The organism is Pseudoxanthomonas sp. z9 (assembly GCF_006542425.1).
In the GTDB taxonomy this organism is placed as follows: domain Bacteria; phylum Pseudomonadota; class Gammaproteobacteria; order Xanthomonadales; family Xanthomonadaceae; genus Pseudoxanthomonas_A.
Genome location: NZ_VFID01000003.1, coordinates 321,908 through 348,206, shown reverse-complemented (window position 1 = coordinate 348,206; position 26,299 = coordinate 321,908). Strand labels below are relative to the sequence as shown.

General features: G+C 65.8%; 22 protein-coding genes and 1 pseudogene. 13 read left to right on the top strand and 10 right to left on the bottom strand.

Annotation, left to right across the window (positions count from 1 at the left end; genetic code table 11):
• Window positions 1-152: 152 nt before the first annotated feature.
• A complete protein-coding gene (locus FG323_RS03975) occupies window positions 153-1,928 on the bottom strand; it encodes a M14 family metallopeptidase (protein WP_141453140.1) in 1,776 nt (591 codons plus the stop codon).
• 131 nt (window positions 1,929-2,059) lie between these two features.
• Between FG323_RS03975 and FG323_RS03970 the strand changes: the two genes are divergently transcribed.
• The 3 genes from FG323_RS03970 to FG323_RS03960 all read left to right on the top strand — a co-directional run bounded on the left by FG323_RS03970 (window position 2,060) and on the right by FG323_RS03960 (window position 5,119).
• Window positions 2,060-3,682 carry an oligopeptide:H+ symporter gene (locus FG323_RS03970; protein ID WP_141453139.1) on the top strand — a complete coding sequence of 541 codons (1,623 nt, stop codon included), beginning with the start codon at window positions 2,060-2,062 and terminating at the stop codon, window positions 3,680-3,682.
• A gap of 9 nt (window positions 3,683-3,691) precedes the next feature.
• On the top strand, window positions 3,692-4,306 hold the full coding sequence (locus tag FG323_RS03965; RefSeq protein WP_141453138.1) for a rhomboid family intramembrane serine protease: 615 nt from the start codon (window positions 3,692-3,694) through the stop codon (window positions 4,304-4,306).
• Between the two features lie 75 nt (window positions 4,307-4,381).
• Window positions 4,382-5,119, top strand: a complete 738-nt coding sequence (locus tag FG323_RS03960; protein WP_181444078.1) for a histone — start codon at window positions 4,382-4,384, stop codon at window positions 5,117-5,119.
• A gap of 106 nt (window positions 5,120-5,225) precedes the next feature.
• Here the strand turns inward: FG323_RS03960 and FG323_RS03955 are convergent, their stop codons facing one another.
• Window positions 5,226-5,435: a hypothetical protein gene (locus FG323_RS03955; RefSeq protein ID WP_141453137.1), complete on the bottom strand. Its 210-nt coding sequence runs from the start codon at window positions 5,433-5,435 to the stop codon at window positions 5,226-5,228.
• A gap of 195 nt (window positions 5,436-5,630) precedes the next feature.
• On the opposite strand from FG323_RS03955, the gene FG323_RS03950 reads away from it, so the two are divergent.
• The 3 genes from FG323_RS03950 to cfa all read left to right on the top strand — a co-directional run bounded on the left by FG323_RS03950 (window position 5,631) and on the right by cfa (window position 7,996).
• A complete protein-coding gene (locus FG323_RS03950) occupies window positions 5,631-5,906 on the top strand; it encodes a GNAT family N-acetyltransferase (protein ID WP_141453136.1) in 276 nt (91 codons plus the stop codon).
• A gap of 112 nt (window positions 5,907-6,018) precedes the next feature.
• The gene (locus tag FG323_RS03945; RefSeq protein WP_141453135.1) at window positions 6,019-6,855 is read left to right on the top strand and encodes a DUF3298 and DUF4163 domain-containing protein; all 837 of its coding nucleotides are present in this window, start codon (window positions 6,019-6,021) and stop codon (window positions 6,853-6,855) included.
• A 22-nt stretch (window positions 6,856-6,877) separates the two neighbouring features.
• Window positions 6,878-7,996 carry a cyclopropane fatty acyl phospholipid synthase gene (cfa, locus tag FG323_RS03940; RefSeq protein ID WP_141453134.1) on the top strand — a complete coding sequence of 373 codons (1,119 nt, stop codon included), beginning with the start codon at window positions 6,878-6,880 and terminating at the stop codon, window positions 7,994-7,996.
• 1,040 nt (window positions 7,997-9,036) lie between these two features.
• On the opposite strand, the gene FG323_RS03935 is transcribed toward cfa, so the two are convergent.
• Window positions 9,037-9,291, bottom strand: a complete 255-nt coding sequence (locus FG323_RS03935; protein WP_141453133.1) for a hypothetical protein — start codon at window positions 9,289-9,291, stop codon at window positions 9,037-9,039.
• Window positions 9,292-9,934: 643 nt separating this feature from the next.
• On the opposite strand from FG323_RS03935, the gene FG323_RS03930 reads away from it, so the two are divergent.
• Window positions 9,935-11,158 (top strand): MFS transporter, encoded by a 1,224-nt coding sequence (locus FG323_RS03930; protein WP_220094122.1) that lies wholly within the window; start codon window positions 9,935-9,937, stop codon window positions 11,156-11,158.
• Between the two features lie 686 nt (window positions 11,159-11,844).
• Here FG323_RS03930 and FG323_RS03925 read toward each other — a convergent pair.
• Both FG323_RS03925 and FG323_RS03920 read right to left on the bottom strand, forming a co-directional pair.
• Window positions 11,845-14,007, bottom strand: a complete 2,163-nt coding sequence (locus tag FG323_RS03925) for a M3 family metallopeptidase (RefSeq protein ID WP_141453131.1) — start codon at window positions 14,005-14,007, stop codon at window positions 11,845-11,847.
• A gap of 106 nt (window positions 14,008-14,113) precedes the next feature.
• On the bottom strand, window positions 14,114-14,719 hold the full coding sequence (locus tag FG323_RS03920; protein WP_141453130.1) for a hypothetical protein: 606 nt from the start codon (window positions 14,717-14,719) through the stop codon (window positions 14,114-14,116).
• A gap of 135 nt (window positions 14,720-14,854) precedes the next feature.
• On the opposite strand from FG323_RS03920, the gene FG323_RS03915 reads away from it, so the two are divergent.
• Together FG323_RS03915 and FG323_RS03910 are read left to right on the top strand one after the other, a co-directional pair.
• Window positions 14,855-15,340 carry a glutathione peroxidase gene (locus tag FG323_RS03915; protein WP_141453129.1) on the top strand — a complete coding sequence of 162 codons (486 nt, stop codon included), beginning with the start codon at window positions 14,855-14,857 and terminating at the stop codon, window positions 15,338-15,340.
• Entirely contained in the window at window positions 15,341-15,739 is a 399-nt protein-coding gene (locus FG323_RS03910; protein WP_141453128.1) for a hypothetical protein, read from the top strand. It begins immediately after the preceding gene.
• A 24-nt stretch (window positions 15,740-15,763) separates the two neighbouring features.
• Here FG323_RS03910 and FG323_RS03905 read toward each other — a convergent pair whose 3' ends face one another.
• The 5 genes and pseudogenes from FG323_RS03905 to FG323_RS03885 all read right to left on the bottom strand — a co-directional run bounded on the left by FG323_RS03905 (window position 15,764) and on the right by FG323_RS03885 (window position 21,386).
• A complete protein-coding gene (locus FG323_RS03905) occupies window positions 15,764-16,543 on the bottom strand; it encodes a ferredoxin--NADP reductase (protein ID WP_141453127.1) in 780 nt (259 codons plus the stop codon).
• 107 nt (window positions 16,544-16,650) lie between these two features.
• Window positions 16,651-17,751 carry an NAD(P)/FAD-dependent oxidoreductase gene (locus FG323_RS03900; RefSeq protein ID WP_141453126.1) on the bottom strand — a complete coding sequence of 367 codons (1,101 nt, stop codon included), beginning with the start codon at window positions 17,749-17,751 and terminating at the stop codon, window positions 16,651-16,653.
• A gap of 182 nt (window positions 17,752-17,933) precedes the next feature.
• Window positions 17,934-19,568, bottom strand: a complete 1,635-nt coding sequence (locus FG323_RS03895) for a pseudouridine synthase (protein ID WP_141453125.1) — start codon at window positions 19,566-19,568, stop codon at window positions 17,934-17,936.
• A gap of 176 nt (window positions 19,569-19,744) precedes the next feature.
• Window positions 19,745-20,434 (bottom strand): annotated as a pseudogene (gene scpB, locus FG323_RS03890) (SMC-Scp complex subunit ScpB); the annotation flags it as partial.
• A 46-nt stretch (window positions 20,435-20,480) separates the two neighbouring features.
• Complete coding sequence (locus FG323_RS03885; RefSeq protein ID WP_141453123.1) at window positions 20,481-21,386, bottom strand: ScpA family protein; 906 nt, start codon at window positions 21,384-21,386, stop codon at window positions 20,481-20,483.
• Between the two features lie 384 nt (window positions 21,387-21,770).
• On the opposite strand from FG323_RS03885, the gene FG323_RS03880 reads away from it, so the two are divergent.
• The 4 genes from FG323_RS03880 to FG323_RS03865 all read left to right on the top strand — a co-directional run bounded on the left by FG323_RS03880 (window position 21,771) and on the right by FG323_RS03865 (window position 26,263).
• Entirely contained in the window at window positions 21,771-22,070 is a 300-nt protein-coding gene (locus FG323_RS03880) for a YciI family protein (protein WP_141453122.1), read from the top strand.
• Entirely contained in the window at window positions 22,067-22,342 is a 276-nt protein-coding gene (locus FG323_RS03875) for a BolA family protein (RefSeq protein ID WP_141453121.1), read from the top strand. The genes FG323_RS03880 and FG323_RS03875 overlap by 4 nt, the downstream gene beginning before the upstream one ends.
• Window positions 22,343-22,453: 111 nt before the next feature.
• Window positions 22,454-24,739 carry a glycoside hydrolase family 3 N-terminal domain-containing protein gene (locus FG323_RS03870; RefSeq protein ID WP_141453120.1) on the top strand — a complete coding sequence of 762 codons (2,286 nt, stop codon included), beginning with the start codon at window positions 22,454-22,456 and terminating at the stop codon, window positions 24,737-24,739.
• Window positions 24,740-25,231: 492 nt separating this feature from the next.
• A complete protein-coding gene (locus FG323_RS03865; RefSeq protein WP_141453119.1) occupies window positions 25,232-26,263 on the top strand; it encodes a LacI family DNA-binding transcriptional regulator in 1,032 nt (343 codons plus the stop codon).
• Window positions 26,264-26,299: the final 36 nt, after the last annotated feature.

The following is a 26,299-nucleotide window of genomic DNA, read 5'->3' as shown; positions in this document are numbered from 1 at the left end:
AGGGTAGTCGAGCAAACTCGGCTCTACGCATCGGTTAGAGCGGAGCTTGCTCCGCTGCTTGGTTGTTCCCAGGGAAATGGATCCCAGCTTTCGCTGGGATGACGATGTGGGATTTCCTGCAGAGACCATGAGAGCCAAGGCCGGCCCGATCATTACGGCACCCGGCTGGTCCGGTAGACCGGATACAGGTTGAAGCGCTCGTCCCAGGCCGGATGGCGACGGTAGAAGAACTCCAGCCGCGCGCCCGGATTCTTGGCGAACTCCGGATCGTCCTTCAGCTTCTGCTCGAACGCCGCCTTCACCGCCGGATCCTGCAGCATCTTGCGGGCCACGTCCTCGGCGACGTAGTCCTCCATGTATTCCTTGCGTTCGAACGCGCTGTTGAATTCGCCCCAGGCGGCCAGCGAGTCGGGCCCCTGCGGTTCCAGCAGCGCCATCAGCAGGCGCGCCTTGGGCTGGGCAATCGGCACGAACAGCGAACCGGCCGGCACGTCGCGCGCTTCCGGCGCCCACGCGCCTTCCACGGTCAGGCGCTGGTGGGTTTCCACCGGCTGCGCGCCGAAACGGGTGCGGGTGGCGCGGAACGCTTCCACATTTTCCTTCGCCAGCGCCGGTACGCGACGGAACTCGATACCGTGCTGCTTCAGCTTTTCGCCGACCCAGCCGGCGTAGGCGGCCGGCACCAGATAACCGGCACCCGGCGCGGGGATGCTGAGCGATGGATGCAGATCGTCGCGCATCGGCACTTTCCAGATCTGCGGCCTGGTTTCGTCGTAGCGGGTCATCAGCGCGCCGGACACGTCCGACGGCGTGCGGGTGTATTCGTAGCCGCGGAACTCGACGGTGTGGCTTTGCTTGCTGGCCGCCCATTCCAGCGGCACTGGCTGGCCGGCCAGCTTCGCCGCCGCCGCGTCGGCCTGCTGCGCGGCCTGCAGCCAGTCGGCGCCGTGCGCGGCGATCTGGTCCAGGGTCGCGACGATGGTGTTGCGGGTGATCTTCACCCGCACCGGGTACTCCTTCCAGGAATGCGTTTCCACCAGCATGCCGATGCGGTTGCGCAACTGGAAATAGCCGTGCGAGAAGCGCGGCGGGGCGACGCTGTCCTCGAAGCCGGAGCTCGGATCGTCGCCGACCACGAAGGACGGGTAGTAGGGCAGCGGCAGCGAGCCCTGCTTGGCCAGATCCGCCAGCACGCCGTCGCGCAGCGCGCGACCGGCCACGCGCAGTCCCTCGTCGCCGGCGTGCACCGGTTCCACCTGCACCGAGATGTCGTGCTCGAACTGGGCGCCGTCGGTGGCATGCAGATCCACGTAGGCCAGCGGATCCCACTGCTGCACCAGCCGCAGCATCGCCTGCATCTCCGGCGCGTCGGCCTTCACGTAATCGCGGTTGAGGTTGTAGTTCTGCGCGGTCACGCGCCAGCCCATTTCCACCGGGCCGCGCTGGTTGGGGCGGTTCCAGGCGCCGAAGCGCTCATGGCCGTCGACGTTGAACACCGGTACGAACACCCACACCAGCTTGTCCAGCGATCCGGCGGCGGCCTTGCCTTCCAGCACCTCGCGCAGGGCCAGGAAACCGGCGTCCTTGCCGTCGATTTCGCCGGCGTGGATGCCGCCCTGGATCAACACCACCGGCAGGTTCTGGCGGCGCGCCTGATCCGGGGTGAACGCGCCGCGGGTGGAGGCGACCAGCGCCTTCATCGGCCGGCCTTCGGGGGTGGTGCCGAATTCGATGCAGCGCACCGCTTTCGGATACGCCTTGGCGAAGCGATCGCACAGCGCGATGACTTCCTCGTAGCGGCCGGTGCGGACGAAGCCGGACTGCTCGGACACGGTGGCCAGATCCGCCGTGGCGGCGGATGCGGAAGCCATCGGCAGGGCGGGCAGGGCGAGGGCGAGCAGGACGGCGGCGTGGAGCGGACGGATCATGGGCGGTATCCGGAGGGGCGAAAGCCCCGCATGATGCCGGGCTGAAACGGCCGCGCCCAGCATGACCAAGGAGGTTCGACCCCCCGGACCGGATACGGTAACCTTCCCGCAATTTGCCAACGGAACACCGGATGACCACTCCCAGCGAAGCCACCGCCGGCCGACTGCCTCGGCAGATTCCCTACATCATCGGCAACGAGGCCTGCGAGCGGTTCAGCTTCTACGGGATGCGCAACATCCTGGTGCAGTTCCTGGCCAGCAGCATCCTGCTGGCGTATCTGCCCGAGGCCGAGCGCCAGGGCGTGGCCAAGGATGTCTTCCACAGCTTCGTCATCGGCGTGTACTTCTTTCCGCTGCTGGGCGGCTGGCTGTCGGATCGCTACTTCGGCAAGTACAACACCGTGCTGTGGTTCTCGCTCATCTACTGTGCCGGCCATGCGTGCCTGGCGTTGTTCGAGAGCCATCGCACCGGTTTTTACACCGGCCTGTTCCTGATCGCGCTGGGTTCGGGCGGCATCAAGCCGCTGGTGGTGTCCTTCGTCGGCGACCAGTTCGATCAGAGCAACAAGAACAAGGCCAAGATCGTCTTTGATGCGTTCTACTGGACCATCAACTTCGGTTCGTTCTTCGCCTCGCTGCTGATGCCGCTGTTCCTGCGCAGTTACGGACCGGCGGTGGCGTTCGGCATCCCCGGCATCCTGATGTTCATCGCCACCTTCATCTTCTGGCTGGGGCGCAAGCAGTACGTCAACGTGCCGCCCTCGGGCGAGGATCCGGATTCGTTCCTGCGGGTGGTGCGCACCGCGCTGGCCGCGCGCCGCGAAGGCGAGGGGCGCTGGGGATATCTGGTGGCGATGGCGGGCGTGGTCATCGCGGTGGCGCTGCTGGTGCTGTGGGCGCTGTCAATGCTCGGCCTGGCGCCGGGCTGGTGGCCGGACGACTTCGGATTCGTCATTTCCGCGTGCCTGGCGCTGGGCGTGCTGATCGCCTTCGGCGGCTGGGGCGCTTCGATGCAACTGGAACGCGCGCGCGGTCGTCATCCGGATGCGGCGGTGGACAGCGTGCGCGCCGTGCTGCGCATCCTGATCGTATTCGCGCTGGTCACCCCGTTCTGGTCGCTGTTCGACCAGAAGGCCTCCACCTGGGTGCTGCAGGGCAAGGAAATGGTGATGCCCGAAGGTGTCTGGTGGTGGCCGGGCTGGCTGATCAAGGACGCCGGCCAGTTGCAGGCGCTGAACCCGGCGATGGTCATGCTGCTCATTCCGTTCAACAACCTGGTGCTGTACCCGGCCCTGCGCAAGCTCGGCTTCGAGCCCACGCCGCTGCGCCGGATGGGCTGGGGCATCGCGTTCTCCGGCCTGGCCTGGGTGGTCGCCGGTACCCTGCAGCTGTGGATGGACGGCGGCGACCCCGTCTCGCTGGCCTGGCAGATCCTGCCGTACGCGCTGCTGACCTTCGGCGAGATCCTGGTCTCGGCGACCGCGCTGGAATTCGCCTACAGCCAGGCGACCCAGGCCATGAAGGGCGTGATCATGGCGTTCTGGTACCTGACCAGCACCTTCGGCAGCCTGTGGGTCCTGCTGACCAACGCCGGCGTCCGCAACGACACCGTCACCGCCCACATCGCCAGCACCGGATTGAGCGAGAATGCGTTCCTGATGTTCTTCTTCGCCGGCTTCGCCTTCCTGGCGGCGCTCGTGTTCGCCCTTTACGCGCGGAGCTATCCGATGCAGGACAACTACCGCGCGGTCTGAGAATCCCCCATGCAAGCCCCCATTACCCTGATCCTGATCCTGGTCACCTCGGTGGTTTCGCTGCTGGCGTTCCGCACGCCCGCGCTGGCCGGCCGCCTGATCCTCTGGCCGCCAGCCATCGACCGCAACAAGCAGTACGACCGGCTGGTGACCTACGGCTTCATCCACGCCGACATCTGGCACCTGCTGTTCAACATGGTCACGCTGTTCTTCTTCGGCCGGATCATGGAAGGCGTGGTCACCGAGCTGACGGGCAGCGTGCTGGTCTACATCGGCTTCTACCTGTCGGCGCTGGTGGTCTCGATCCTGCCGACCTACCTCAAGCACCAGAAGGATCCCAACTACCGCAGCCTGGGCGCGTCGGGCGCGGTGTCGGCGGTGCTGTTCGCGTTCATCCTGATCAATCCGTGGGCGATGATCGGCGTGTTCTTCATCCCGATGCCGGCGATCGTGTTCGCCGTCCTCTACGTCGCCTACAGCATCTGGATGGACAAGCGTGGCGGCGACAACGTCAACCATGGCGCGCACTTGGCCGGCGCCGCCTACGGCGTGCTCTTCATGATCGCCATGGAACCGAAGGTGCTGAGCCACTTCCTTGCCCAGCTGAGCCGTTTCGGCAGCTGAACGCGGCGGCGCCAATCACCTGATCTGAAGATCCGCTGTGTTATCCCACGGGTGAACCACACCCGTGGAGGCAACATGGCGACACGTACACGTACACGCAGCACGCCCCGCAAGGCCGCGAAGAAAGCGGCGAAGAAGACCGCGAAGAAGGCCACCCGGAAGACCGTGGCAAAGACCGCCAGCAAGGCCACGGCGAAAAAGGCGGGCGCCCGCGTCCGCAAGACCGGCGCTGGAACGGCCAGCAAGACCGCGCGGAAGACCACGAAAGCCGCGAAGAAGGCCACCACGCGCAAGTCAACCACGAGCAAGCGCGCCAAGGCACCCGCGAAAAAGATGGTGGCGAAGAAGGTCGCGCGGAAGAAAGTCGCGGCCAAGAAGGCCGTCGTGAAGAAAGCCGCGATCAAGAAGGTGGCAGCGAAGAAGACCGCGGCAAGAAAATCCACCGCGAAGAAAGCGCCAGCCGGCAAGGCGACGAACAGGCGAACCGCGGCTTCCGCGCCCCGCAAGCGCGCGGCCGCGCGCGGGACCCCCGCCGCCCGCAAGCGCCGTATCAGCCCTGAACAGGCCTTGGCGCGCACCCGCGAACTGCTTGCCGAGAAACAGCAGCAGGATCGCGAACCCGCACCCTGGCAGCAGTTGGATCAGGCTCATACGGGCATTCCGCCGCAGGCCGATGGGTTCCAGTCATCCGGCGCCGCGGCCAGGCAGGTGGATCTGCACGCCGCCGAGAGCCGGATGAAGGCCATCCAGGGCAGCATGAGCGCCCGCGATCGCCGCAATCAGGGCAAACGCGATCATCGCGGCGAAGAATGAGGGTCCGGAAAGCGGGGCGGGATGCCCGCACCGATGGACCGATGGTATCCACCCGGTCACGTGCGCGGGACCGGGTGGTGTCGTGGAAAGGCGGGGAGGCTTTGCCTCAACCCGCCATCAGGGTCTTGGAGAGCGGGACGCTGCCGATTTCTTCTTGCGCGTAGTTGGACAGCAGGCGCTCGTACACGGCATTGTTGAGGCGCTCGAATTCCCAGTCCTCGGTATGCCCGGTGACGGTCAACTGGAACAGGCCTTCCAGCAGGGTGAAATCGCTGGCGACGGATGCGGTCTCGGACGGATGATCGTTGGCGCTCATGGGTGTTCCCTACCGGATGGCTTGCCGGGGATTACGCACAGACCGTGCCAACCCGGTGCCCGGAGTGAAAACACTGTGAAATAGCGCTGTCCGTCAGCTTTTTGACGTGACCAAGAGTGACGCGCCGCGTCGGCTTCTGTCGCATTCCCGGCCACGCGGGCAGAATGGAACCCCCGAATATTCAATGAGATAGTGATGGACATCACGATTCAGCACGACCCCGATGGCCAGCGCTTTTCCACCTCGGTGGACGGGCACGACGCGGAACTGATCTACCGCCTGCGCGACGGCCGCATGGTCATCGAGCACACCGGCGTGCCCGAGGCCATCGGCGGACGCGGCATCGCCGCGCAACTGGTCAAGGCCGCGCTCGACCACGCGCGGGCCGCCGGCTGGAAGGTGGTGCCGGCCTGCTCGTACTCGGCGGTCTATGTCCAGCGCCACCCCGAGTACGCCGACCTGCTGGCGTGATTTTCCGGGCGTGGCCCTGCTGGCGTGAACACTGTATTCCCGCGGCCGGGGCTGGAGCGCTGCTGCGACGCGGCATAAACTGTCGCCTCGTTGAGTGGAAGGAGCCCCTGACGTGAAACAGGTCCATCGCATTTCCCTGCTGGCCGCGACCCTGGTGCTGGCATTGGCCGCGTGCAAGCGCGAACCCGACGCGGCCCAGCCGCCGACCGCCGCCGCGCCCGAAGCCGGCGCACCCGCCACCAGCCCCGTCGCGCCGGAAGCGCCGGTCGAGCTCAAGGACGTCATCGAGACCAACGAGCGCTACGTCGTCGGCATCACCTATCCGCCGGGCATCGATCGTTACCCCGGCCTGGCCAAGGCGCTGTCGGATTACGCGCACGCCGCCCGCGGCGAACTGATGGAAGCGGTGGACGGCTTCGGCAACGACAAGCCGACCGCGCCCTACGAACTCTCGCTCAGCTTCGAAAAGCTGCTGGAAACCCCGCAGGTCGTCGCGGTCGCCGCCGACGGCAGCCGTTATACCGGCGGCGCCCACGGCCAGCCGCTGATCGCGCGCTTCGTCTGGCTGCCGCAACAGAACCACCTGCTGTCGGCCAATGACCTGATTGCCAACGCCGCCGGCTGGCAGGCGGTCAGCGATTACGTGCGCGAACAACTGCTCACCGGCGTCACCCTGCGCGCGGATGCCGACGAACTGGAGCCGGCCGAACGCAGTGAAGTACTGAAAAACGCCTCGCGCATGATCGACGACGGCACGGAGCCCAAGGCGGAGAACTTCGCCCAGTTCGTGCCGGTCCTCGACACCACCGGCCACATCAGCGCGCTGCGCTTCGTATTCCCGCCATACCAGGTGGGGCCGTACGCCGACGGCACCCAGACCGTGGACGTCCCGGCCTCGGTGCTGCGTCCGCACCTGGCGCCCGCCTACAGCGGGCTGTTCGCCCAATAGGCTTCGCACAACAGGGCCTGCCATGAGCACGTCACGCTTCGCGCAACGGGTCGAACGACTGCTGGCGGAAGCGGATGTGCGGATTGGCGGCGACCGGCCCTGGGATATCCAGGTACACGATCCGCGCACCTACGCGCGGATGCTGGCGCAGGGCTCGCTGGGCCTGGGCGAAGGCTACATGGATGGCGACTGGGATGCCGAATCGCTGGATGGTTTCCTGTTCCACGTATTGAACGCACGTCTGGACGAGCGCGTGCACGGCACCGGCGAAATCCGCGACGCCTTGTTCGCGCGGCTGTTCAACCCGCAGACCCGCCGCCGCAGCCGCGAAGTCGGCGAGCGCCATTACGATCTGGGCAACGATCTCTACCACGCGATGCTCGGCGCGCGTCTGGTCTACAGCTGCGGCTACTGGCGCCAGGCCGACAATCTCGACGACGCACAGGCGGCCAAGCTGGATCTGGTCTGCCGCAAGCTGCAACTGAAACCCGGCATGCGCGTGCTGGACATTGGCTGCGGCTGGGGTGAGGCCTTGAAGTTCGCCGCCGAACGCTACGGCATTTCCGGCGTCGGCGTGACCATCTCGAAGGAGCAGGCCGAATACGCCCGCGAGTTGTGCAAGGGCCTGCCCATCGAGATCCGCCTGCAGGATTACCGCGACCTGCGCGAATCCTTCGACGCCGCGTTCTCGCTGGGCATGTTCGAACACGTCGGCGTCAAGAACTACCGCACCTATTTTGAAACCGCCCGCCGCGTCCTGCCGGAACACGGCCTGTTCCTGCTGCACACCATCGGCACCAATCGCTCGGTCAACCACACCGACCCGTGGATTGGAAAGTACATCTTCGCCAACTCGATGCTGCCGTCCGCCGCGCAGATCGCGCAGGCCAGCGAAGGCCTGTTCGTGCTGGAGGACTGGCACAGCTTCGGCACCGACTACGATCGCACCCTGCAGGCATGGCGCGCCAACGTCGAACGCGCCTGGCCGAATCTGGATGCCCGCTACGACGAACGCTTCCGCCGCATGTGGCGTTTCTATCTGGCTGCCTCGATGGCGACATTCCGCAGCCGGCGCTCGCAGCTGTGGCAGGTGGTGCTGTCGCCGAAGGGCGTGCCGGGTGGGTATGTATCAGTGCGATGACGCAGGGTTGGCCTGCATCCATGGTTGCCCCCAATGAAAACCGGAACGATCTGGCTATAGCATCGGGAATGGACGCGTGTGCGGTTGACGCGGACATCGATCGGAATCCTGGAAGCGATCAGGGTGGCCATGCAGCGCGTGGGCGTACACCACATTCGACCGGCGAACGTAACGTAAACAGTAACGAAGAACATTCGAGAAGACCGAAGGGGAATCCAAGTGGCAGGGAACGATGAAATTAAACCACGGATTATGACTTCTGCTAGCGGGAGGGAGCGATTCTCGTGCGCACGAGTTTCCTCTATAGAAAATGCTCACAGCGGCATCTATGAAATAGTAATAAGCGGTGATTTCTGGAGTAGAGCCGAACCCCTAGAAACTGCAAGTCTGTCGTTGGATTTCCAAGTTAGGTTGCCTCAAGTGCTCCTCTCTGAAGATGGAATGGAAACGCTTCGAAATCATCTAGTCATCTGGCTAGATGATCAGCTCAGTTTTGAGTGCATGATTAGTCCAGAACTAAATTTCGATCAGATTCTTACCGTGGCATTGGGATCTGACCCTGGGCTTATCTCTTCTAGGGAGAGGCCCGTATTCATTGTTAGTTATTCTCGCGGCGCCACGATGGTTGGTAGATGGGCATTTGTAGTAGATCAATCATGTGTCCGAAATTTTCTTGGAAATTCATAGGGCTAAACGTGCGCATTGAAAAAGGTGCCGCTGCGCTGGAATTTTTGAGGGAGCGATTTTAGATTCTAAAATTCTGTCAGTGGTTATAAATGATGACGATTCTGGTCTCGTTGTGGAAATAAAATTTCAGGGCGGAAGAATGCGAATTATGAAAATGTAAAAATAGTACTCAATGACGGATCGAGACCTACAACCATTGCCTGGGATTGCGGATATGCCCGGGTTATGCAGAGCTTAGACTTCCCCTTATTACGAGATGGAGAGGAGGGCGTGCCGAGGGGCCCCGGCCGGAGTTACAGGCACGACACACTGTGCAATCCATAGAACGCGGGCGCTAGCAGCCCGCGTTTTTGTTACGCGTCGTTGGCCGGTTCGACGTTGGGTTTGCCGGCGTGCCAGCGGAGCTGGTCGAGGATGTGGCTGGCGTCGTGGGCGAGGCCGGCGAAGCAATCGCTCAGGGGTTGCAGCGGGATGGGCAGGCTGTGGTGCTCGTCCTGGCGGAAGCGAGGACTGATGAGCAGGGACAGCAGTTTGAGGTGATCACGCAGCTGGATGAGATTCAGCTGGGTTTGTTCTTCCAACAGATAGACCATGCTTACATTGGTCATGGGGACCTCCATTTCTTCGTTGAAGAATCCCGGCGCGCGTGAGTGCGGCCGGGTGCCGGGAGGTCAGAAACCGCATACAGTCGGCGGGCTTATTCCCCTTTCGGGTGTTGTATTCGCCGCCCTCCCGGCAAAGGTGTTTGCCGGTTGTCCTCCGATGATGGGACAAAATAAAACCACCGGAATGACTGAGGTGGTGTTGCTGTATGGGAGCTTCTGAACTCCTGATGCCGGAGTCTGCCGATGTGGTTGCGCGGTGTCGACTAACTTTGAGCATTTTGGCTTCAGTGTTTATGGGCTCACTGTTATGGGGAAGTGCCCAGGAAGCTGCGAAAGGTGGATGTTCCATGCGAAGAGCAAATCCCCCGTCGCCTGTTTCGCAGACGCCAGTCCCCTTTTTCTAAAAAGGGGGCTCGAAGGCGCGGTGATAGGTGTTCAACGTCTTTCAACCAGTGGCAGGTCAAGAGGGCTTGAATTCGAGTGGCAAAGAAGAAAGTGATGAAACGTTCGACTTGCAACGCGGGTCGCAGCTTTCGTCAATGTTAGTTGACCGGGATGGAATGGCCGTGCGATCTGCTCCGCTCCAGAGGGGAGAACCATGTCAGCTGCCAAGATCACGTCCGGAAGTGAGGCTTCCGGACGTCCGTTGTCCCGGGTCCATGCCATCACGGCCATCACGGTGGGCAATGGATTGGAGTTCTACGACTTTGTTGTCTACAGCTTCTTCGCCACGCTGATTGGGCGGCTGTACTTTCCGGTGAGCGATCCGACGGGACAGTTGCTGCTGTCCTTCGCGACCTTCGGAGTGGGCTTCCTGACCCGGCCATTGGGCGGGTTGCTGATCGGCATGTATGCCGATCGCGTCGGCCGCAAGCCGGCGGTGGCGCTGACGCTGTGGCTGATGGGCCTGAGTTCGCTGATCTTCGTGGTGACGCCGACCTACGCGCAGATCGGCATGGCGGCGCCGCTGTTGATCCTGCTGGCGCGGTTGATCCAGGGCTTTGCCATCGGCGGGGAGATGGGTGCATCCACGGCGCTGCTGCTGGAGTACGCGGATGCGCGTTCGCGCGGCTTCTATACCAGCTGGCAGCCTTTCAGCCAGGGATTGGCCGCGTTGTTCGGCGCGCTGGTGGGCTTGCTGCTGAGCAACCTGCTGACGCCGGCGGCGCTGGATGCGTGGGGATGGCGGGTGGCCTTTGTCATTGGCATTCTGGTCATCCCGGTGGGGCTGCTGATCCGGCGGCGGCTGGAAGAGACCATCCCGTCCGAACCGGTGGAGGCCGAAGCGCCGCAGCGGGTCCTGCTGTGGTCGCATCGACGTGAATTGTCGGCGAGCATCCTGCTGATGGTTGGCCTGGCCTCATCGACGTACATCATTGTCTATTACCTGAGCAATTACGCGGTCAGCCAGTTGGGCATGCCGCTGTCGCTGGGCATCTGGGCCGGCTGCGTGGCCGCGGCGGTGCAGGTGCTGCTCTCGCCGTTCGCGGGTTGGCTGTGTGATCGGCTGGGTCGCCGTCCGGTGGTGCTGTGGTCACGGCTGGCGCTGCTGGCAATGGCGTATCCGGCGTTCGCGTGGATCAACGCGGCGCCGAGCCTGGCGCGGTTGCTGGTGGCGGTGGGCCTGTTGTCGGTCCCGATGTCGATGACCGCGCCGGCGACGATGGTGCTGGTCAGCGAATGGCTGCCGCAGCGCCTGCGCGCGACCGGCCTGTCGATTGCCTACTGCGTGGCCATTGCCATCTTTGGTGGCTTTGCACAGTTTTTCTCGACCGAGTTGATTCGGTTGACCGGCAGCGCGAACGCGCCTGCGTTGTATGTCATTGCCTGTGGGTTGGTGTCGCTTGTTGGTCTGCGGCTTGTGCGGTAGGGCAAGAGCAAATCCCCCTCAGTCCCCCTTTTTCAAAGGGGGAGGCAAAAAGCATTTACGCGCGGGGTGCGGTGTTAGCCCCCTTTGAAAAAGGGGGCGGGCACCTGCGAAGCAGGTGATGGGGGATTGATCAGCCATTCGGCTGTTGAGAAGCGCTTGCTCTTGGCGCGGAAAAGCAAATCCCCCTCAGTCCCCCTTTTTCAAAGGGGGAGGCAAAAAGCATTTACGCGTGGGGTGCGATGTTAGCCCCGTTTAAAAAAAGGGGGCGGGCACCTGCGAAGCGGGTGACGGGGGATTGATCAGCCATTCGGCTGTTGAGAAGCGCTTGCTCTTGGCGCGAAAAAGCAAATCCCCCTCAGTCCCCCTTTTTCAAAGGGGGAGGCAAAAAGCATTTACGCGCGGGGTGCGGTGTTAGCCCCCTTTGAAAAAGGGGCGGGCACCTGCGAAGCAGGTGACGGGGGATTGATCAGCCATTCGGCTGTTGAGAAGCGCTTGCTCTTGGCGCGGAAAAGCAAATCCCCTCAAGTGCTTCTCAACCGACGAATGGCGGGTCATCCCCCTTTCGCGCTTTCAGCAGCCGAATGGCTGGTCAAGGGGGAGGTAAATGCAGCAACTCGCGAGCACCCCACAAACCATCACGCCACCCGAAGGTGGCGTGATGGCTGTTGCGACGAGGCCGGTTGCGCTTACTTGGAAGGGGCGGTGAGGCCGCGCTTTTCCAGCAGGGGTTCAATCTTTGGATCGTGGCCGGCGAAGTCGTGGAACAGCTTCATCGCGTCCACGCTGCCGCCGCGCGAGAGCAGGGTCTTGCGGAAATGGTCGCCGTTCTCGCGGGTCAGGCCGCCGTGCTGCTTGAACCATTCCACGCTGTTGGCGTCCAGCACTTCGGACCAGATGTAGGCGTAGTAGCCGGCCGAGTAGCCGCCCATGATGTGGCTGAAGTAGGGCGTGCGGTAACGCGGCGGGACCGGCTTGTAGTCGATCTTGTCGGCGGCCAGCGCGTCGGCCTCGAACTTCATCACGCCGTCGGCGGTGGGCACCTTGTCGGTGCCGATCTGGTGCCAGCGCTGGTCCAGCATGGCCGCGCCGAGGTATTCGGTGGTGGCGAAGCCCTGGTTGAACTTGGACGCGGCGATGACCTTGTCCAGCAGTGCCTGCGGCATCGCTTCGCCGGTCTGGTAGTGCTTGGCGTAGTTCTTCAGCACCGACGGCCAGTCCGCCCACATTTCGTTGACCTGCGAGGGGTACTCGACGAAGTCGCGCGGCACGCTGGTGCCGCTGAAGTAGGGATACTGCACGTTGGAGAACATGCCGTGCAGCGCATGGCCGAACTCGTGGAACGCGGTGGTCACTTCATCCCAGGTCAACAGGGTCGGCTGGCCGGCCGGCGGCTTGGGGATGTTGAGGTGGTTGGCGACCACCGGCTTGAAGCCGGTCATGCCGGACTGCGAGACGTAGGAGTTCATCCATGCACCGCCGCGCTTGGAATCGCGCGCGTACATGTCGGCGATGAAGATCGCCAACTGGGTGCCGTCGGCGTTGTACACGTCGTACACGGTGGTGTCCGGGTGGTACAGCGGCAGGTCGGTGCGCTTCTTGAAGGTCAGGCCGTAGAGCTGGTTGGCGGCGTAGAACACGCCGTTTTCCAGCACGTTGGTCAGTTCGAAATACGGCTTGAGCTGGGACTCGTCGAAGTTGTACTTGGCGGTGCGGACCTTCTCGGTATAGAACGACCAGTCCCACGGCGCCAGTTGGAACGTCGGCTGGCCCTTGGCCTTCTGCTCCTGATCGATCATCGCCTGCAGATCGGCGGCCTCGCGCTGGGCGTTGGCGACCGCGGCCGGCGCCAGCTTGCCGAGCATGGCGTTGACCGCCTGCGGGGTCTTGGCGGTCTCGTCTTCCAGCACGTAGGTGGCGTGGTCCGGATAGCCCAGCAGCTTGGCGCGATCGGCGCGCAGCTTCATGATGGTGGCGATGAGTTCGCGGTTGTCGTACTTGCCGCCGCGGCTGCCGCGCGAAACCGAGGCCTCGTGCAGGCGCTGGCGCAGGGCGCGGTCGGTCAGCTGCGACTCGGCGGGTTGGCCGGTGGTGTTGAGCAGGGTCAGCACGTACTTGCCGGCCAGGCCGCGCGCCTTGGCGACATCGGCGGCGGTGGCGATCTGCTGATCGGTCAGGCCGTCCAGCTGCTTGACGTCATCGACCACCACGGCCGAATCGTTGACCTCGGCCAGCACGTTCTGGCTGAACTGGGTGCCCAGCTTGGCCAGCTGGCCGTTCATGCCCTTCAGGGTGGCCTTGTCGGCGTCGGACAGCTTGGCGCCGGCGCGGACGAAATCGGTGTGGTACTTCTCGACCAGGCGCACGCCCTCGGCGTCCAGGCCCAGGTCGGCGCGCTGGTCGTACAGCTTCTGGATGCGCGCGAACAGCTTGCCGTTGAGGTAGATGGCATCGCGGTGCGCGGCGAACTTGCCGGAATAGTCGGCCTGCAGCTTCTCGCGGGCGTCGTTGGTGTCGGCGCCGACCAGGTTGTAGAACACGGTCTGGGCGCGGTCGAGCACGCGGCCGCTCTTTTCCATCGCCAGGATGGTGTTGTCGAAGCTCGGCGCGGCGCCGTTGTTGGCGATGGCGTCGATTTCCTTCAACTGCTCGGCCATGCCGGCGTCGAAGGCGGGGGCGAAGTCGGCGTCCTTGATCTTGTCGAACTGAGGGTAGTGCAGCGGCAGCGGGCTGTCGGCGAAGAAGGGATTGGCGGCCTTGGCGGCTTCGGCGGTGGGGGCCGCGGTCTGGCTGTAGGCGGGCATGGCGAGTCCAAGGGTCGCGGCAAGCGCGAGGGCGAGGCGGGTGGTCATTGGGGTGCAGCTTCCTGACAGATAGGGCTTTTGGCAGGGTAACCCAAGCCCCTGGGCGGGGGCTCGTGACGAAAGGCATGTGCCGGGCGGGGCGGTTCTGTGCTGGCTACAGCGTCTCGAACTCGCGTGCGATCCAGCTCACGTGGTAGAGCAGGCCCAGCACCGCGAAGGCGGCGTGATAGCGCGGATTGCGGGTCCACATGGCGATCAGGCTGCCGGTGATGTAGGCGAGGTTGCGGAATACGTATTCGGGCCCGAAGCTGCGGAAGTACGCCTCGCCCTTGATCCAGGTGTCGAGGAAGTCGACCGCGAACACCAGCGCCAGCAGGCCAAAGAACCATTTCCGCCGGTCGTAGAAGTAATCGCGATAGCTGGCATAGCCGTCCAGGTTCTCCGGGAAGATCAGCGCGCACAGCAGGTATTGCATCAGCGCGTACAGGGCCACGAAGAAATAGAGGTTGAAGTTCCAGTGCACCAGATGCGAGAGGCGGAACTCCCACCACCAGAAGAGCAGCAGGTAGGAGAACACGAACGTGGCCCAGCACAGGTGCACCCAGTAGATCTGGCAATGGCGCGGGCGCTCGATGATGCGGGCGAAGTGGCGCAGCAGGTGGGTCAGGCCCAGGCCGACCACCATGCCCAGCAGCACGCGCACGTGCAGGTAGACGGTGGCCATCGAGGCGGCGTCGGGTGCATGGGGCGAAAGCTGCATTCCGTGTTCCCCGGCGGAAGCGACGGCCAAGGCTAGCGCATCTGCGCCGGCCCTGCACAAGGCGCCGCCATCGGCGAAAACGCTTGCCCCCGGCGGGTCCCGGGTGTCTCATAGCCGTGTTTCCGGAGACCCGCCATGACCACCGCCTACGATTTTTCCGCCACCGACATCGATGGCCAGGCCCGCTTGCTGGCCGATTACCGCGGCAAGCCGCTGCTGATCGTCAACGTGGCGTCGAAGTGCGGCTTCACCCCCCAGTACACGGGCCTGGAAAAGCTGTGGCGCGACTACCGGGATCAGGGATTGGTGGTGCTGGGCTTCCCGTGTGATCAGTTCGGCCACCAGGAGCCGGGCGACGAAGCCGAAATCCGCAATTTCTGTTCGCTCAACTACGACGTGAGCTTCCCGATGTTCGCCAAGATCGACGTCAACGGCGACGACGCGCATCCGCTGTGGAAGTGGCTGAAGCAGGAGAAGAGTGGCCTGCTGGGCATTGCGGCGATCAAGTGGAACTTCAGCAAGTTCCTGGTCGGCCGCGATGGCAGGGTGATCAAGCGCTATGCGCCGACCGACACGCCGGAATCGCTGGCCGGCGACATCGAGGCCGCGTTGGCCGGATAGATGGACGCGCACGAGGCTTCACCGCCGTTCCGCATCGAGTTCAGTCCCGCCGATTACGGACTGAAGGCGCACGTGAAAGGCGTCAACGGCACGCTGGAAACCACGCTGGCGTATTGGCGCCGGATTGCGATGGAAGTGCGGCGCGTGCGGCCGGCCGGCCTGCTGGTCGTCGACGACATGGAAGGCGAACCGCCGCCGCCGGAACAGCTGGTGCAGTTCGTGCAGGCCATGCTGGGCGAGGGCCTGGAAGCGGTGCGGGTGGCCTACGTGGAGAAGCACCTGGAGCAGATTCCGCAGGTGGAACTGGCCAGCATCCTGGCCAACGAGCACGGTTTCCAGGGGCACGTGTTCGACAACGAACGCAGCGCGGTCATCTGGCTGCGCTACGGGGAACGCTAGGCTGGGCCATCGGCCCACCCGGCATCACTTCTCGACGAAGGCGCGCTCGAACACGTACTGGCCGGGAGTGCCGATACGCGGGGCGGCGGTGAAGCCGCGACCGTCGAGCAGGGCGCGGAAGTCGGCCAGCATCTGCGGGCTGCCGCAGATCATCGCGCGATCCTTTTCCGGATCCAGCGGTTCCAGTCCCAGCGTTGCCATCATTTCGCCACTGGCCATCAGATCGGTCAGGCGGCCATGGTTGGGGAATGCCTCGCGGCTGACCGCCGGGTAGTACAGCAGCTTCTCGCGGATGATCTCGCCGAGGAATTCGTGCTGCGGCAGTTCCTTCTCGAAGTAATCGCGATAGGCCAGATCCTGCACGTGGCGGACGCCGTGGGTCAGCACGACGCGGTCGAAGCGCTCGTAGGTTTCCGGATCCTTGATGATCGACAGCCACGGCGCCAGGCCGGTGCCGGTGCCCAGCAGGTACAGGTTGCGGCCCGGGTGCAGGTCGCTGATCAGCAGGGTGCCGGTGGGCTTGCGGCCGATCACCACGGTATCGCCGGGCTGGATGTCCTTCAGCCGCGAGGTCAGTGGGCCATTGGGCACCTTGATGCTGAAGAATTCGAGCTGTTCTTCCCAGTTGGCGCTGGCGATGGAATAGGCGCGCAGCAGCGGCTTGCCTTCGGTCTGCAGGCCAATCATCACGAACTGGCCGTTGTCGAAGCGGAAACCGTCGTCGCGGGTGGTGGTGAAGCTGAAGTAGTCGTCGGTCCAGTGACGGACGTCCAGCACCGTCTCGGTGCCAAAAGCGGAGGACATGGGGTGTGGGGCGCTTGATTCGAACCGGCCCATTGTAGCCGACCGCCCCGGCGCGACCTTGATCCAGCGCAATCAAGACGCGGGAAGAGGCGGTGACGGCAGGCCGGTCAGTCGGTGGGGGCGCGCCGTCCGCGCCGGTGGAAGTAGATCTGCTCGGCGACGCGGCGCAGCGGCGGCGACTTCAGCAGCAGGTCGAACGGCCAGTCGCATTGCGCATGGTCGAAGGCCCAGCGCAGGGCGCGCTTGCGCCGCCAGGCGGGAATCGCCCGGATGGCCGAGGTTTGTGGAGGCACTCCGGAGCGAAGGGACCGCACCAGCGCGCGGCCGACCTCGGCGCCGTGGCGCAGCCCGGCATGAATGCCGCCGGCGGTGACCGGCGAGACCACGCCGGCGGCATCGCCGGCAAGCAGCAGGTTGCCGCGCAGGCGGGCGCGGACCGGGCCGCCGCAGGGAATCAGTCCCGCGCGGATGCTGTCCGGCCGGCGATCGGCGGCCAGCCCGCTGAGCGATGCGACCTGGCCCAGGAAGCCGCGCAGATCCGGTGGCGCGGTTCTGCCGCGGCGCTGGCGATGCGCCAGGCCGGCCTGCACGCCGGTCGGGGTCTGCGCGATCCAGCCGATGTAGCCGGGCGCCCAGCGCCGGCTGATGAAGCAATGCAGCGCATCGGGCGTGCGCAACGCGGCGCCGTCGAACTCGTATTCGATGCCGTACAGGAAATCGCGGACCCGGCCCAGGCCGAGGTGCTCGGCCACGCGTGAGCGCGCGCCATCGGCGCCGACCAGATAGCGGCAGTCGCCGATGCCGGGCAGATGCCAGCCGTCCGGCGTGGGGGTGGCATCGCGGAAGCTGCAGGCCAGCCGCAGTTCCACGCCGGCAGCCACGCTGCGCTGTCCCAACCAGCGCATCAACGCGGGCGTATCGGTGGTGAAGAAGCGATAGCCCGGGGCGGACAGATCCACGCTCTCCAGGGATGGCGCATACAGGCGGACTTTCGGTACCGCGTGCAGCAGTCCGGCGGGAATGCCGGCGAACAGTTCGCACTCCAGCGCTTCCGGCACCAGGATGCCGGTGGTGTGCAGGCGTTCGCCCAGATCGCGCTTGCGATCGATCACGCAGACGCGGAATCCGGCCGCGGCGATTTCGCGCGCGCAGGCCAGGCCGGCAAAGCCGGCGCCGACCACGATGACGTCATGGTTTCCGTTGTGCACGTATGGCCGTCCGCGTGAGGGGGACGGCGAGCATCCGCGAGGCGCGCGGGAGGACGATGAAGTGGCGGTGAAGCGAGCCGTCGTCGCTTGCGACGGCCCGCGCCATCATCGAGTGTCGCGTGCGAAACCGGTTATACGAACGGGAAAAAGAAAAGGCGCCCAAGGCGCCTTTTCGATTCGCATCAGCCGTGATGACCGCCGCCGCCGCCGCCGCGCGGGCGATGGCCACCGCCGCTGGGACGACCGCCCGGACCGCGGCCACCGGCTGGACGACCACCGCCGGGACGTCCGCCCGGACGCGGGCCGGCGTTCTGCGGACGGTTGCCGCCGCCGCCGGGACGACCACCCTGCGGGCGCGGACCACGTGGCTGGCCGTACGGGCTGAAGCCACCGGGCGTGGCGTGATCGGAGGGGAAGCTCGGTGCGTTGCCGGGGTGGCCGTACGGACGTGCCGCACGCTGCGGCTTGCCGGCACCACCGCCCGCACCGCCGCCGCCGGGACCACGCGGACCGCGCGGGCCACGCGATTCACCGCCGAAGCCGCCGTATTCGTTGCCGAAGCCGGCGCCGCCCTGCGGACGGTTGCCGCCACGCTTGCCGGCGCCACCGCCGCCCGGACCCTTGCGGCCGGGACCGGCGTTGCGGTGCCCGGTCGGACCGGTATCGACGCCTTCCGGCACGTACCAGCTGCGGAACGCGGCCGGATTGCCATCCGGCAACGGCTTGGGACCCTTCATCTTGCGCTGCTTGAACGGCTTCTGCGCCTGCTTGGCGGCGGCTTCGCCGCTCACGGTCAGGCCGCCGTGCGGCTTCTTGCCGCGGCCACGGCCGCGATCCTCGCGCACGTGATCGAAGCGGCGCAGCTCGCGGCCTTCGTCGGCGGTGTTGTGGCCGTTGACGTAGCCCTGGCTGCGGCCTTCGCGCGAGACGTGCACGGTGGACTTGGCGGCGCGGCGCTGGCCGATCACCGGTTGCAGCGTCAGCGCGGCGGGCGCGCCGTCTTCCAGGCCCAGTTCCTTGCGCAGTGCTTCGACCTGGGCGTCGGACAGTTCCTGCGACTGGCCGCGCAGCAGCGGCTGCGGCAGCGAGATGCGGCCGTAGCGGGTGCGCTTGAGCCGGCTGACCTGGCAGCCCTGCGATTCCCACAGGCGGCGCACTTCGCGGTTGCGGCCTTCCTTGACCACCACGCGGAACCAGTCGTGCGAGTCGGTGCCGCCGATGCGTTCGATTTCATCGAACTTGGCCGGGCCGTCTTCCAGCGCGACGCCGCGATGCAGGCGATCGACGATGTTGTCCGGCACGGTTTCCTGGCCTTCCGGGGCGCGCACGCGCACCACGTATTCGCGCTCGACCTCGTAGGACGGATGCATCATCGCGTTGGCGAGTTCGCCGTCGGTGGTCAGCAGCAGCAGGCCGGTGGTGTTGATGTCCAGGCGGCCGATGGCGATCCAGCGCGCGCCCTTGAGGACCGGCAGCGCCTCGAACACGGTCGGGCGGCCTTCGGGATCCTCGCGGGTGGTCACTTCGCCTTCGGGCTTGTTGTACATCAGCACGCGCGCCGGTTCGGTCAGCGCGCTGGCGACGAACTGGCGACCGTCGAGTTCGATCTTGTCGCCGCTCTTGACGCTCATGCCGATCTGGGCGGTCTCGCCGTTGACCTTGACCAGGCCGTCGGCGATGCGCTGTTCCAGCGCGCGGCGCGAGCCCAGTCCGGCCTGCGCCAGCACCTTGTGCAGGCGCTCTTCCAGCTTGTTGGCGGGAGCTTCGGCGGCGGCGTCGCGCTTGAGCGACAGTTTGTTGCGGGGGGTATTGCTCATGATTTCTGCTCCGACGAGGCTTCCGCGTCGTCATCCTGGGTTTCCGGGGAAATGTCGGCGTCGCCTTCGTTTTCGTTTGCGGCGGCCGGTTCGTGTGTCTCCGCGTCGTCGTCCTGCGCGGTTTCGATGTCTGTGCGTGCGCCTTCCGTGGCGTCTTCCTGCGGCTGCGCCGGGGCGTCTTCGCCCGGGGCATCCGCTGTTGTCGGGTTGTCTTGGTTCTCGTCACCGGTCTTGGTGTCGAGCGGAGCGGCATCCGCGTCGTCGTCGCCGTCTTCCGCATCAAGGGTGACGCCGGCCGGAACCGGCGCGCCATCCAGCGGCAGCTGCGGTTCCAGTTCGCCGATGTCCTTCAGCTCCGACAGCGGCGGCAGTTCGTCCAGCCGCTTGAGGCCGAAGTAATCCAGGAAGCCCTTGGTGGTGCCGAACAGCGCCGGCCGGCCGGGCACGTCACGGTGGCCGACCACGCGGATCCACTCGCGCTCTTCCAGCGCCTGGATGATGTTGCTGCTGACCGCCACCCCGCGGACCTGTTCGATCTCGCCGCGGGTAATCGGTTGGCGGTAGGCGATCAGCGCCAGGGTTTCCAGGGTGGCGCGGGTGTACTTGGTCTTGCGCTCGGTCCACAGGCGGGCGACCCAGGCATGTACGTCGGCCTTGACCTGGAAGCGGAAGCCGGAGGCCACCTCGACCAGTTCCACGCCGCGATCGGCGCAGCCCTCGCGCAGTTCCTCCAGCGCGCGTTCGACGCTGCCGGCCGGCGCCGGTTCCTCTTCCGGGAACAGGCCATGCAACTGGGCCAGCGCCAGCGGCTGGTTGGCCGCCAGCAGGGCGGCCTCGACGATGCGGTTGATGAGCGATTGATCCATTCGAGCGCTTGCGTGGGTTCGGGCGGATGGAAAGGGGACGCGCCGGTCAGGCGTCGTTGGCGGCGGCGTCGCTGTCGTCGAACTCGCTGGAGAACTGCAGCGGTTCGTTGGTGTTGTTCAGCGCCAGCGACTTGACGTAAATCGGCGCCAGCGGGGCTTCCTGCACGATGTCCAGCAACTGCTCCTTGGCCAGCTCCAGCATGGCCAGGAAGGTCACCAGCACGCCCAGCTTGCCTTCCTCGGCGGTGAACATGGACTCGAAGCGATGGAACCTGCCGTCGTCCAGCCGCGCCAGCACGTCGCCCATGCGCTGGCGCACGCTCAGGGCTTCGCGTTTGATGGCGTGGCCGGTGAACAGCTCGGCGCGCTTGAGCACGTCGTGCAGCGCCAGCAGCATTTCCTTCAGCTCCACCGGCGGCGGCAGCTTGACCGCGGCCCGGTCCGGCACGTGCGCCTGCACCGGGGTGGTGTCGCGATCCTGGCGGGGCAGGGTGTCCAGATCCTCGGCGGCCTGCTTGAAGCGTTCGTACTCCTGCAGCCGGCGCACCAGCTCGGCGCGCGGGTCGGTTTCGTCGCCGTCCTCGTTGACCGGCCGCGGCAGCAGCATGCGCGACTTGATCTCGGCCAGGATGGCGGCCATCACCAGATATTCCGCCGCCAGCTCGAAGCGCAGCTCCTGCATGACATTGATGTAGTCCACGTACTGGCGGGTGATTTCCGCCACCGGGATGTCCAGGATGTCCAGGTTCTGCCGGCGGATCAGGTAAAGCAGCAGATCCAGCGGGCCTTCGAAGGCATCCAGGATGACTTCCAGCGCGTCCGGCGGGATGTACAGATCCTGGGGAATCTGCAGCACGGGCTGCCCATGCACGACGGCCAGCGGCATTTCCTGCTGCTGCGGGTGCGTGGACTGGCTTGTCGGGGTCGCGTCTTGCGCGAGTTCGGAGCTCATCAAGAAACAGCCGTAGTGCGGGTCACAATGCCTTCGATTGCACGCGCCGCCGCAGGGACGCCATGGTCTTCATTGCCGACCAGGGGCTTGCGGGCGAACGCTTCCGTACAGCAAACATGTCATCACGCCGTAGAGGAGCTCGCCGCGAAAGAGGCGGCGGCCGACAGCGAGGAGGTCGTCGGCGCGGGCGGGTGGGGGCAGCGAATCGATCGTCGTTGGGCGGCTGGCCGGCCGGTCCGGCGCAGTGCCTGGGAAATCCCCTGACGGGCCGCTGCTTCCGGCCGTGCAGTGAGGCAAGAGTAAGCGCTGCGCCCGGCCCTGTCCAGCACCACCGGGCGGGCGGCCCGTACAATCCGTTCATTCCCGACCCGAGCGAGTGAACCCATGTGGTATGCCATCGAAGGCCATGACACCGAAGGCGCGCTGCCCCGGCGCATGGCCGCCCGTCCCGCCCACCTGGCCCGGCTGACCGCGCTGCGCGACGAAGGCCGGCTGCTGCTGGCCGGCCCGTGCCCGGCCATCGACGCCGAGGATCCGGGCGAGGCCGGTTTCAGCGGCAGCATCGTCATTGCCGAGTTCGAGTCGCTGGCCGCGGCCCAGGCCTGGGCCCAGGCCGATCCTTATATGGAGGCCGGGGTGTACGCGCGGGTCGACGTGCGCCCGTTCCGCAAGGTGCTGCCGTGACCGCCGAGCGGGTCGAGCGCATCCGCCAGGCGCTGGAGCTGGCGTTCCAGCCCGAGCGGCTGGAGGTGGCGGATGACAGCCATCGCCACGTCGGTCATGCCGGCGCCCGCGACGGGCGGGGGCACTTCGACGTCACCATCGTCAGCGCGGCCTTCGCCGGCCGCGCGCCGCTGGCCCGCCACCGGGCGATCTACGCCGCGCTGGGGGAGATGATGACCACCGACATCCACGCCCTGTCCATCCACGCCTCGGCCCCCGGCGAAGCCCGCTGAGCCTCGCGAAGCGTCCACCGCCGGTTCCCCGATCCGGGGCCGGCGGGCGGTTTTGCAGGGTGGGCTGAAAACGTTTACATTCCGCCCCTTGTCCATGGGAGGTGGAAATACATGAACAGTCGTACCCGCGCCGGCCAGTCCGCCGGCGCCCGACCGCGCGCGCGCCGCCACGGGTGGCTGGCGGCGGCGATCGCCACGGTGCTGATCGCCCCGGCCGTCGGTGCCCGCACTCCGCAGGCCCCCGCCGGCGAGGCGGCCTTCGTCGAGGCCCTGCTGGCGAAGATGACCGTGGAGGAGAAGCTGGGTCAGCTCAACCAGCCGCCCGGACTGGGCAACGACACCGGCCCGCAGGCGATGGCCGGTGGCGAGGACCAGATCCGCAACGGCGAGATCGGCACCTTCCTGGGCACCCAGGGGGCCGAGCTGACCTGCCGCCTGCAGCGCATCGCGGTCGAGGAATCGCGCCTGGGCATTCCGCTGATGTTCGGCTACGACGTCATCCACGGTTACCGCACCGTCTTCCCGGTGCCGCTGGGCGAATCGGCCAGCTTCGATCCGGTCGAAGTCGAGAATGCCGCGCGCGTGGCCGCCTGGGAGGCCGCCGGTTACGGCATCCACTGGACCTACGCGCCGATGGTGGACGTGGCGCGGGATCCGCGCTGGGGCCGCATCGTCGAGGGCGCGGGCGAAGATCCCTACCTGGGCTCGGTGCTGGCGGCGGCGCGCGTGCGCGGCTTCCAGGGCAAGCAACTGGGCAATGGCGACACCCTGCTGGCGACCGCCAAGCATTTCGTCGCCTACGGCGCCGCCGAGGGCGGTCGCGACTACAACATCGCCGACATCTCCGAACGCACCCTGCGCGAGGTGTACCTGCCGCCGTTCAAGGCGGCGGTGGACGCGGGCGCGGAATCGGTGATGGCCTCGTTCAACGAAGTCGGCGGCGTGCCGATGCATGCCAACGGCGATCTGATCAACGACGTCCTGCGCAAGGAATGGGGCTGGGACGGTCTGCTGGTCAGCGATTACACCGGCGTCGAGGAACTGATCAAGCACGGCGTGGCCGGGAATCGCACCGACGCAGGCGTGCTGGGCCTGCGCGCGGGCGTGGACATCGACATGGTCAGCCGCATCTACGTGAAGGATCTGCCGGCGGCGGTGAAGGCCGGCAAGCTGCCGATCGCCACCGTGGACGAGTCGGTGCGCCGAGTGCTGCGCGCCAAGTACCGGATGGGCCTGTTCGCGGATCCGTATCGCTACTGCGATGTCGAGCGCGAGAAGGCGCGCACCCTGACCGCCGACAGCCGCAAGGCCGCGCGCGAGATGGCGCGCAAGTCGATGGTACTGCTGGACAACACCGGCGGCGTGTTGCCGCTGGACAAGCAGAAGGTGAAGACGCTGGCGGTCATCGGCCCGCTGGCGGATCTGCGCCGGGCGATGCTGGGCAACTGGGCCGGCGCCGGCCGCGACGAGGACGCGATCACACCGCTGGCGGGCATCCGCGCGGCGGTGGGGTCGGGCACCCAAGTCGTGTACGTCGAAGGCACCACGCTGGAAGGCGGTGAGACCACCGGCATCGCCGAGGCGGTGAAGGCGGCCCAACAGGCCGATGCGGTGCTGCTGTTCCTGGGCGAGCATCCGGACATGAGCGCGGAGGCGCGCAACCGCACCTCGCTGGATCTGCCGGGTGCCCAGCAGGCGCTGGCCGATGCGGTGGCCAAGGTCGGCAAGCCGACCGCGGCGGTGCTGCTCAACGGCCGTCCGCTGTCGATCGGTCCGTTGCGCGAGCGCGTGCCGGCGATCCTGGAAGCCTGGTTCCCGGGCGTGGAGGGCGGCAACGCCGTCGCCGACGTGGTGTTCGGCGACTTCAATCCGGCCGGCAAGCTGCCGGTGACCTTCCCGCGCACGGTCGGCCAGGTGCCGATCTACTACGCGCACAAGAACACCGGACGCCCGCCGAGCGAGACCGAGCGCTACACCTCCAAGTACATCGACGTGCCGTGGACGCCGCTGTACGCCTTCGGCCATGGCTTGAGCTACACGACCTTCCAGTACGGCGGCCTGGCGGTGAAGCATCCACGCATCGCCGCCGACGGCAGCCAGGAAGTCAGCGTGACCGTGACCAACACCGGCAAGCGCGCCGGTGCCGAAGTGGTGCAGCTGTACGTGCGCGACGATGTCGCCTCGGTGACCCGTCCGGTCAAGCTGCTGCGCGGTTTCGAGCGCGTCGAACTGGCGCCGGGGCAGTCGAAGACGATCACCTTCAAGCTCGGCTTCGAGGATCTGGCGATGTACGACGCGGCGATGAAGCGGGTGGTGGAGCCGGGCAGCTTCACGGTGTTCGCCGGTGGCAATTCGGTGGATACGCTGGAAGCGAAGTTCGAGGTGACCGCGAAGTGAGCTAAGGTTCGCCGCCATTTCCGCGTTACCAGAGACGCGCGCTGCCCATCGGCTGCGCGCGTTTTTTTATGGCAAGGATGGGCCTTGGCCCGCCCCGTCATGTCGCGCCGTGCCGCCTTTCTGGCAAGGCCTCGGGGAGGTTTGCCGTGATTCCGGCGGACACTGGAGTCCATCCAGTCCTGGGGCAGGGACTGGCCGGCCAGCGCGACCAGCGGCAGGGACCCCGGCGTTTGCCGGGATGATGATGTGCAGGCTGGGAAAGGCATCCCGGCCATCCAAGTCCCGATTTGTCCAGGCACTGTCCCGGAGTGGTCAGGAAAGCGTCACTTCAGCGCATTTCTATTGCGATGCAGCAAAAAAAGAATGGAAAGAAGCCGTTAAGTGGTTGAAATGACTGCGCTGTCATGAGTATCTAACCTGGGCTTTACATCTCGTTTTGAAAACGTTTACAGTCGACTGCAATTGCAGTCATGACCGCGGAGGGGCGGTGCAATGGCGCGAACGGCCGTCACCATCAAAGACGTGGCACGCGAGGCGAAGGTATCCGTCGCCACGGTGTCGCGCGCGCTCAACGGACACGACAACGTGGCCGAGACCGTGCGTCGCCATGTCGTGGAAACCGCCGACCGCCTGCGTTACCAGCCGCACGCCGCTGCCCGCAGCCTCAGCAGCCGCCGCACCCAGACCATCGGCGTGGTGCTGCCGGACCTGTACGGCGAATTCTTCTCGGAATTGATTCGCGGCATCGACCAGGTCGCCCGCGCGCGTCGCCAGCATCTGCTGGTGTCCAGCTATCACGGCCATCCGGAAGAGCAGGGCGAGGCGCTGCGCGCGATGCGTGGCCGCGTCGATGGCCTGCTGGTGCTGTCGCCGTACGCGGATCGCCCCGGCTTCCTAACCGACAATCTGCCCTCGGCGCTGCCGGTGGTGCTGATCAACACCCAACTCGATGGCGCGCCGTATCCGGTGCTGAGCATCGACAACTACGGCGGCGCCCGCGCGATGACCGAGCACCTGCTGCAGGCCGGACATCGCCGCATCGCCTTCATCGGCGGGCCCGACGACAACTTCGACGCGCGCGAGCGCCTGCGTGGCTATCGCGACGCGATCGCAGGCAAGGGCGAGGCGTGGGAACTGCCTGGCGACTTCAGCGAAGCGACCGGCTACGAAGCCGGCAAGCAGATCGTTTCTTCGAAACAGCGCCCGGATGCGGTGTTCGCCGCCAACGACATGATGGCGCTGGGATGCCTGTACGCATTGAACGAAGCGGGCGTGAACGTGCCCGCTGAAATCGCATTGGCCGGCTTCGACGACATTCCGCTCGCGCGCTTCGTTCACCCCCCCTTGACGACGATGCGGGTCAGCATTGCCGAACTGGGCGGTCACGCGATGACCCGCCTGCTGGATGGCATCGATGCGGAGGAGAACATGTCGAATGAAGCGCAGACCCTGGTGCCGGACCTGATCGTGCGGGAATCGAGTGGAGGACGTACCCAGGACGGGAGGCCGCAGGCGCAGCCATAGCCCGGTTTTTTTTAAGCCGACTTTGTAATCGATTTC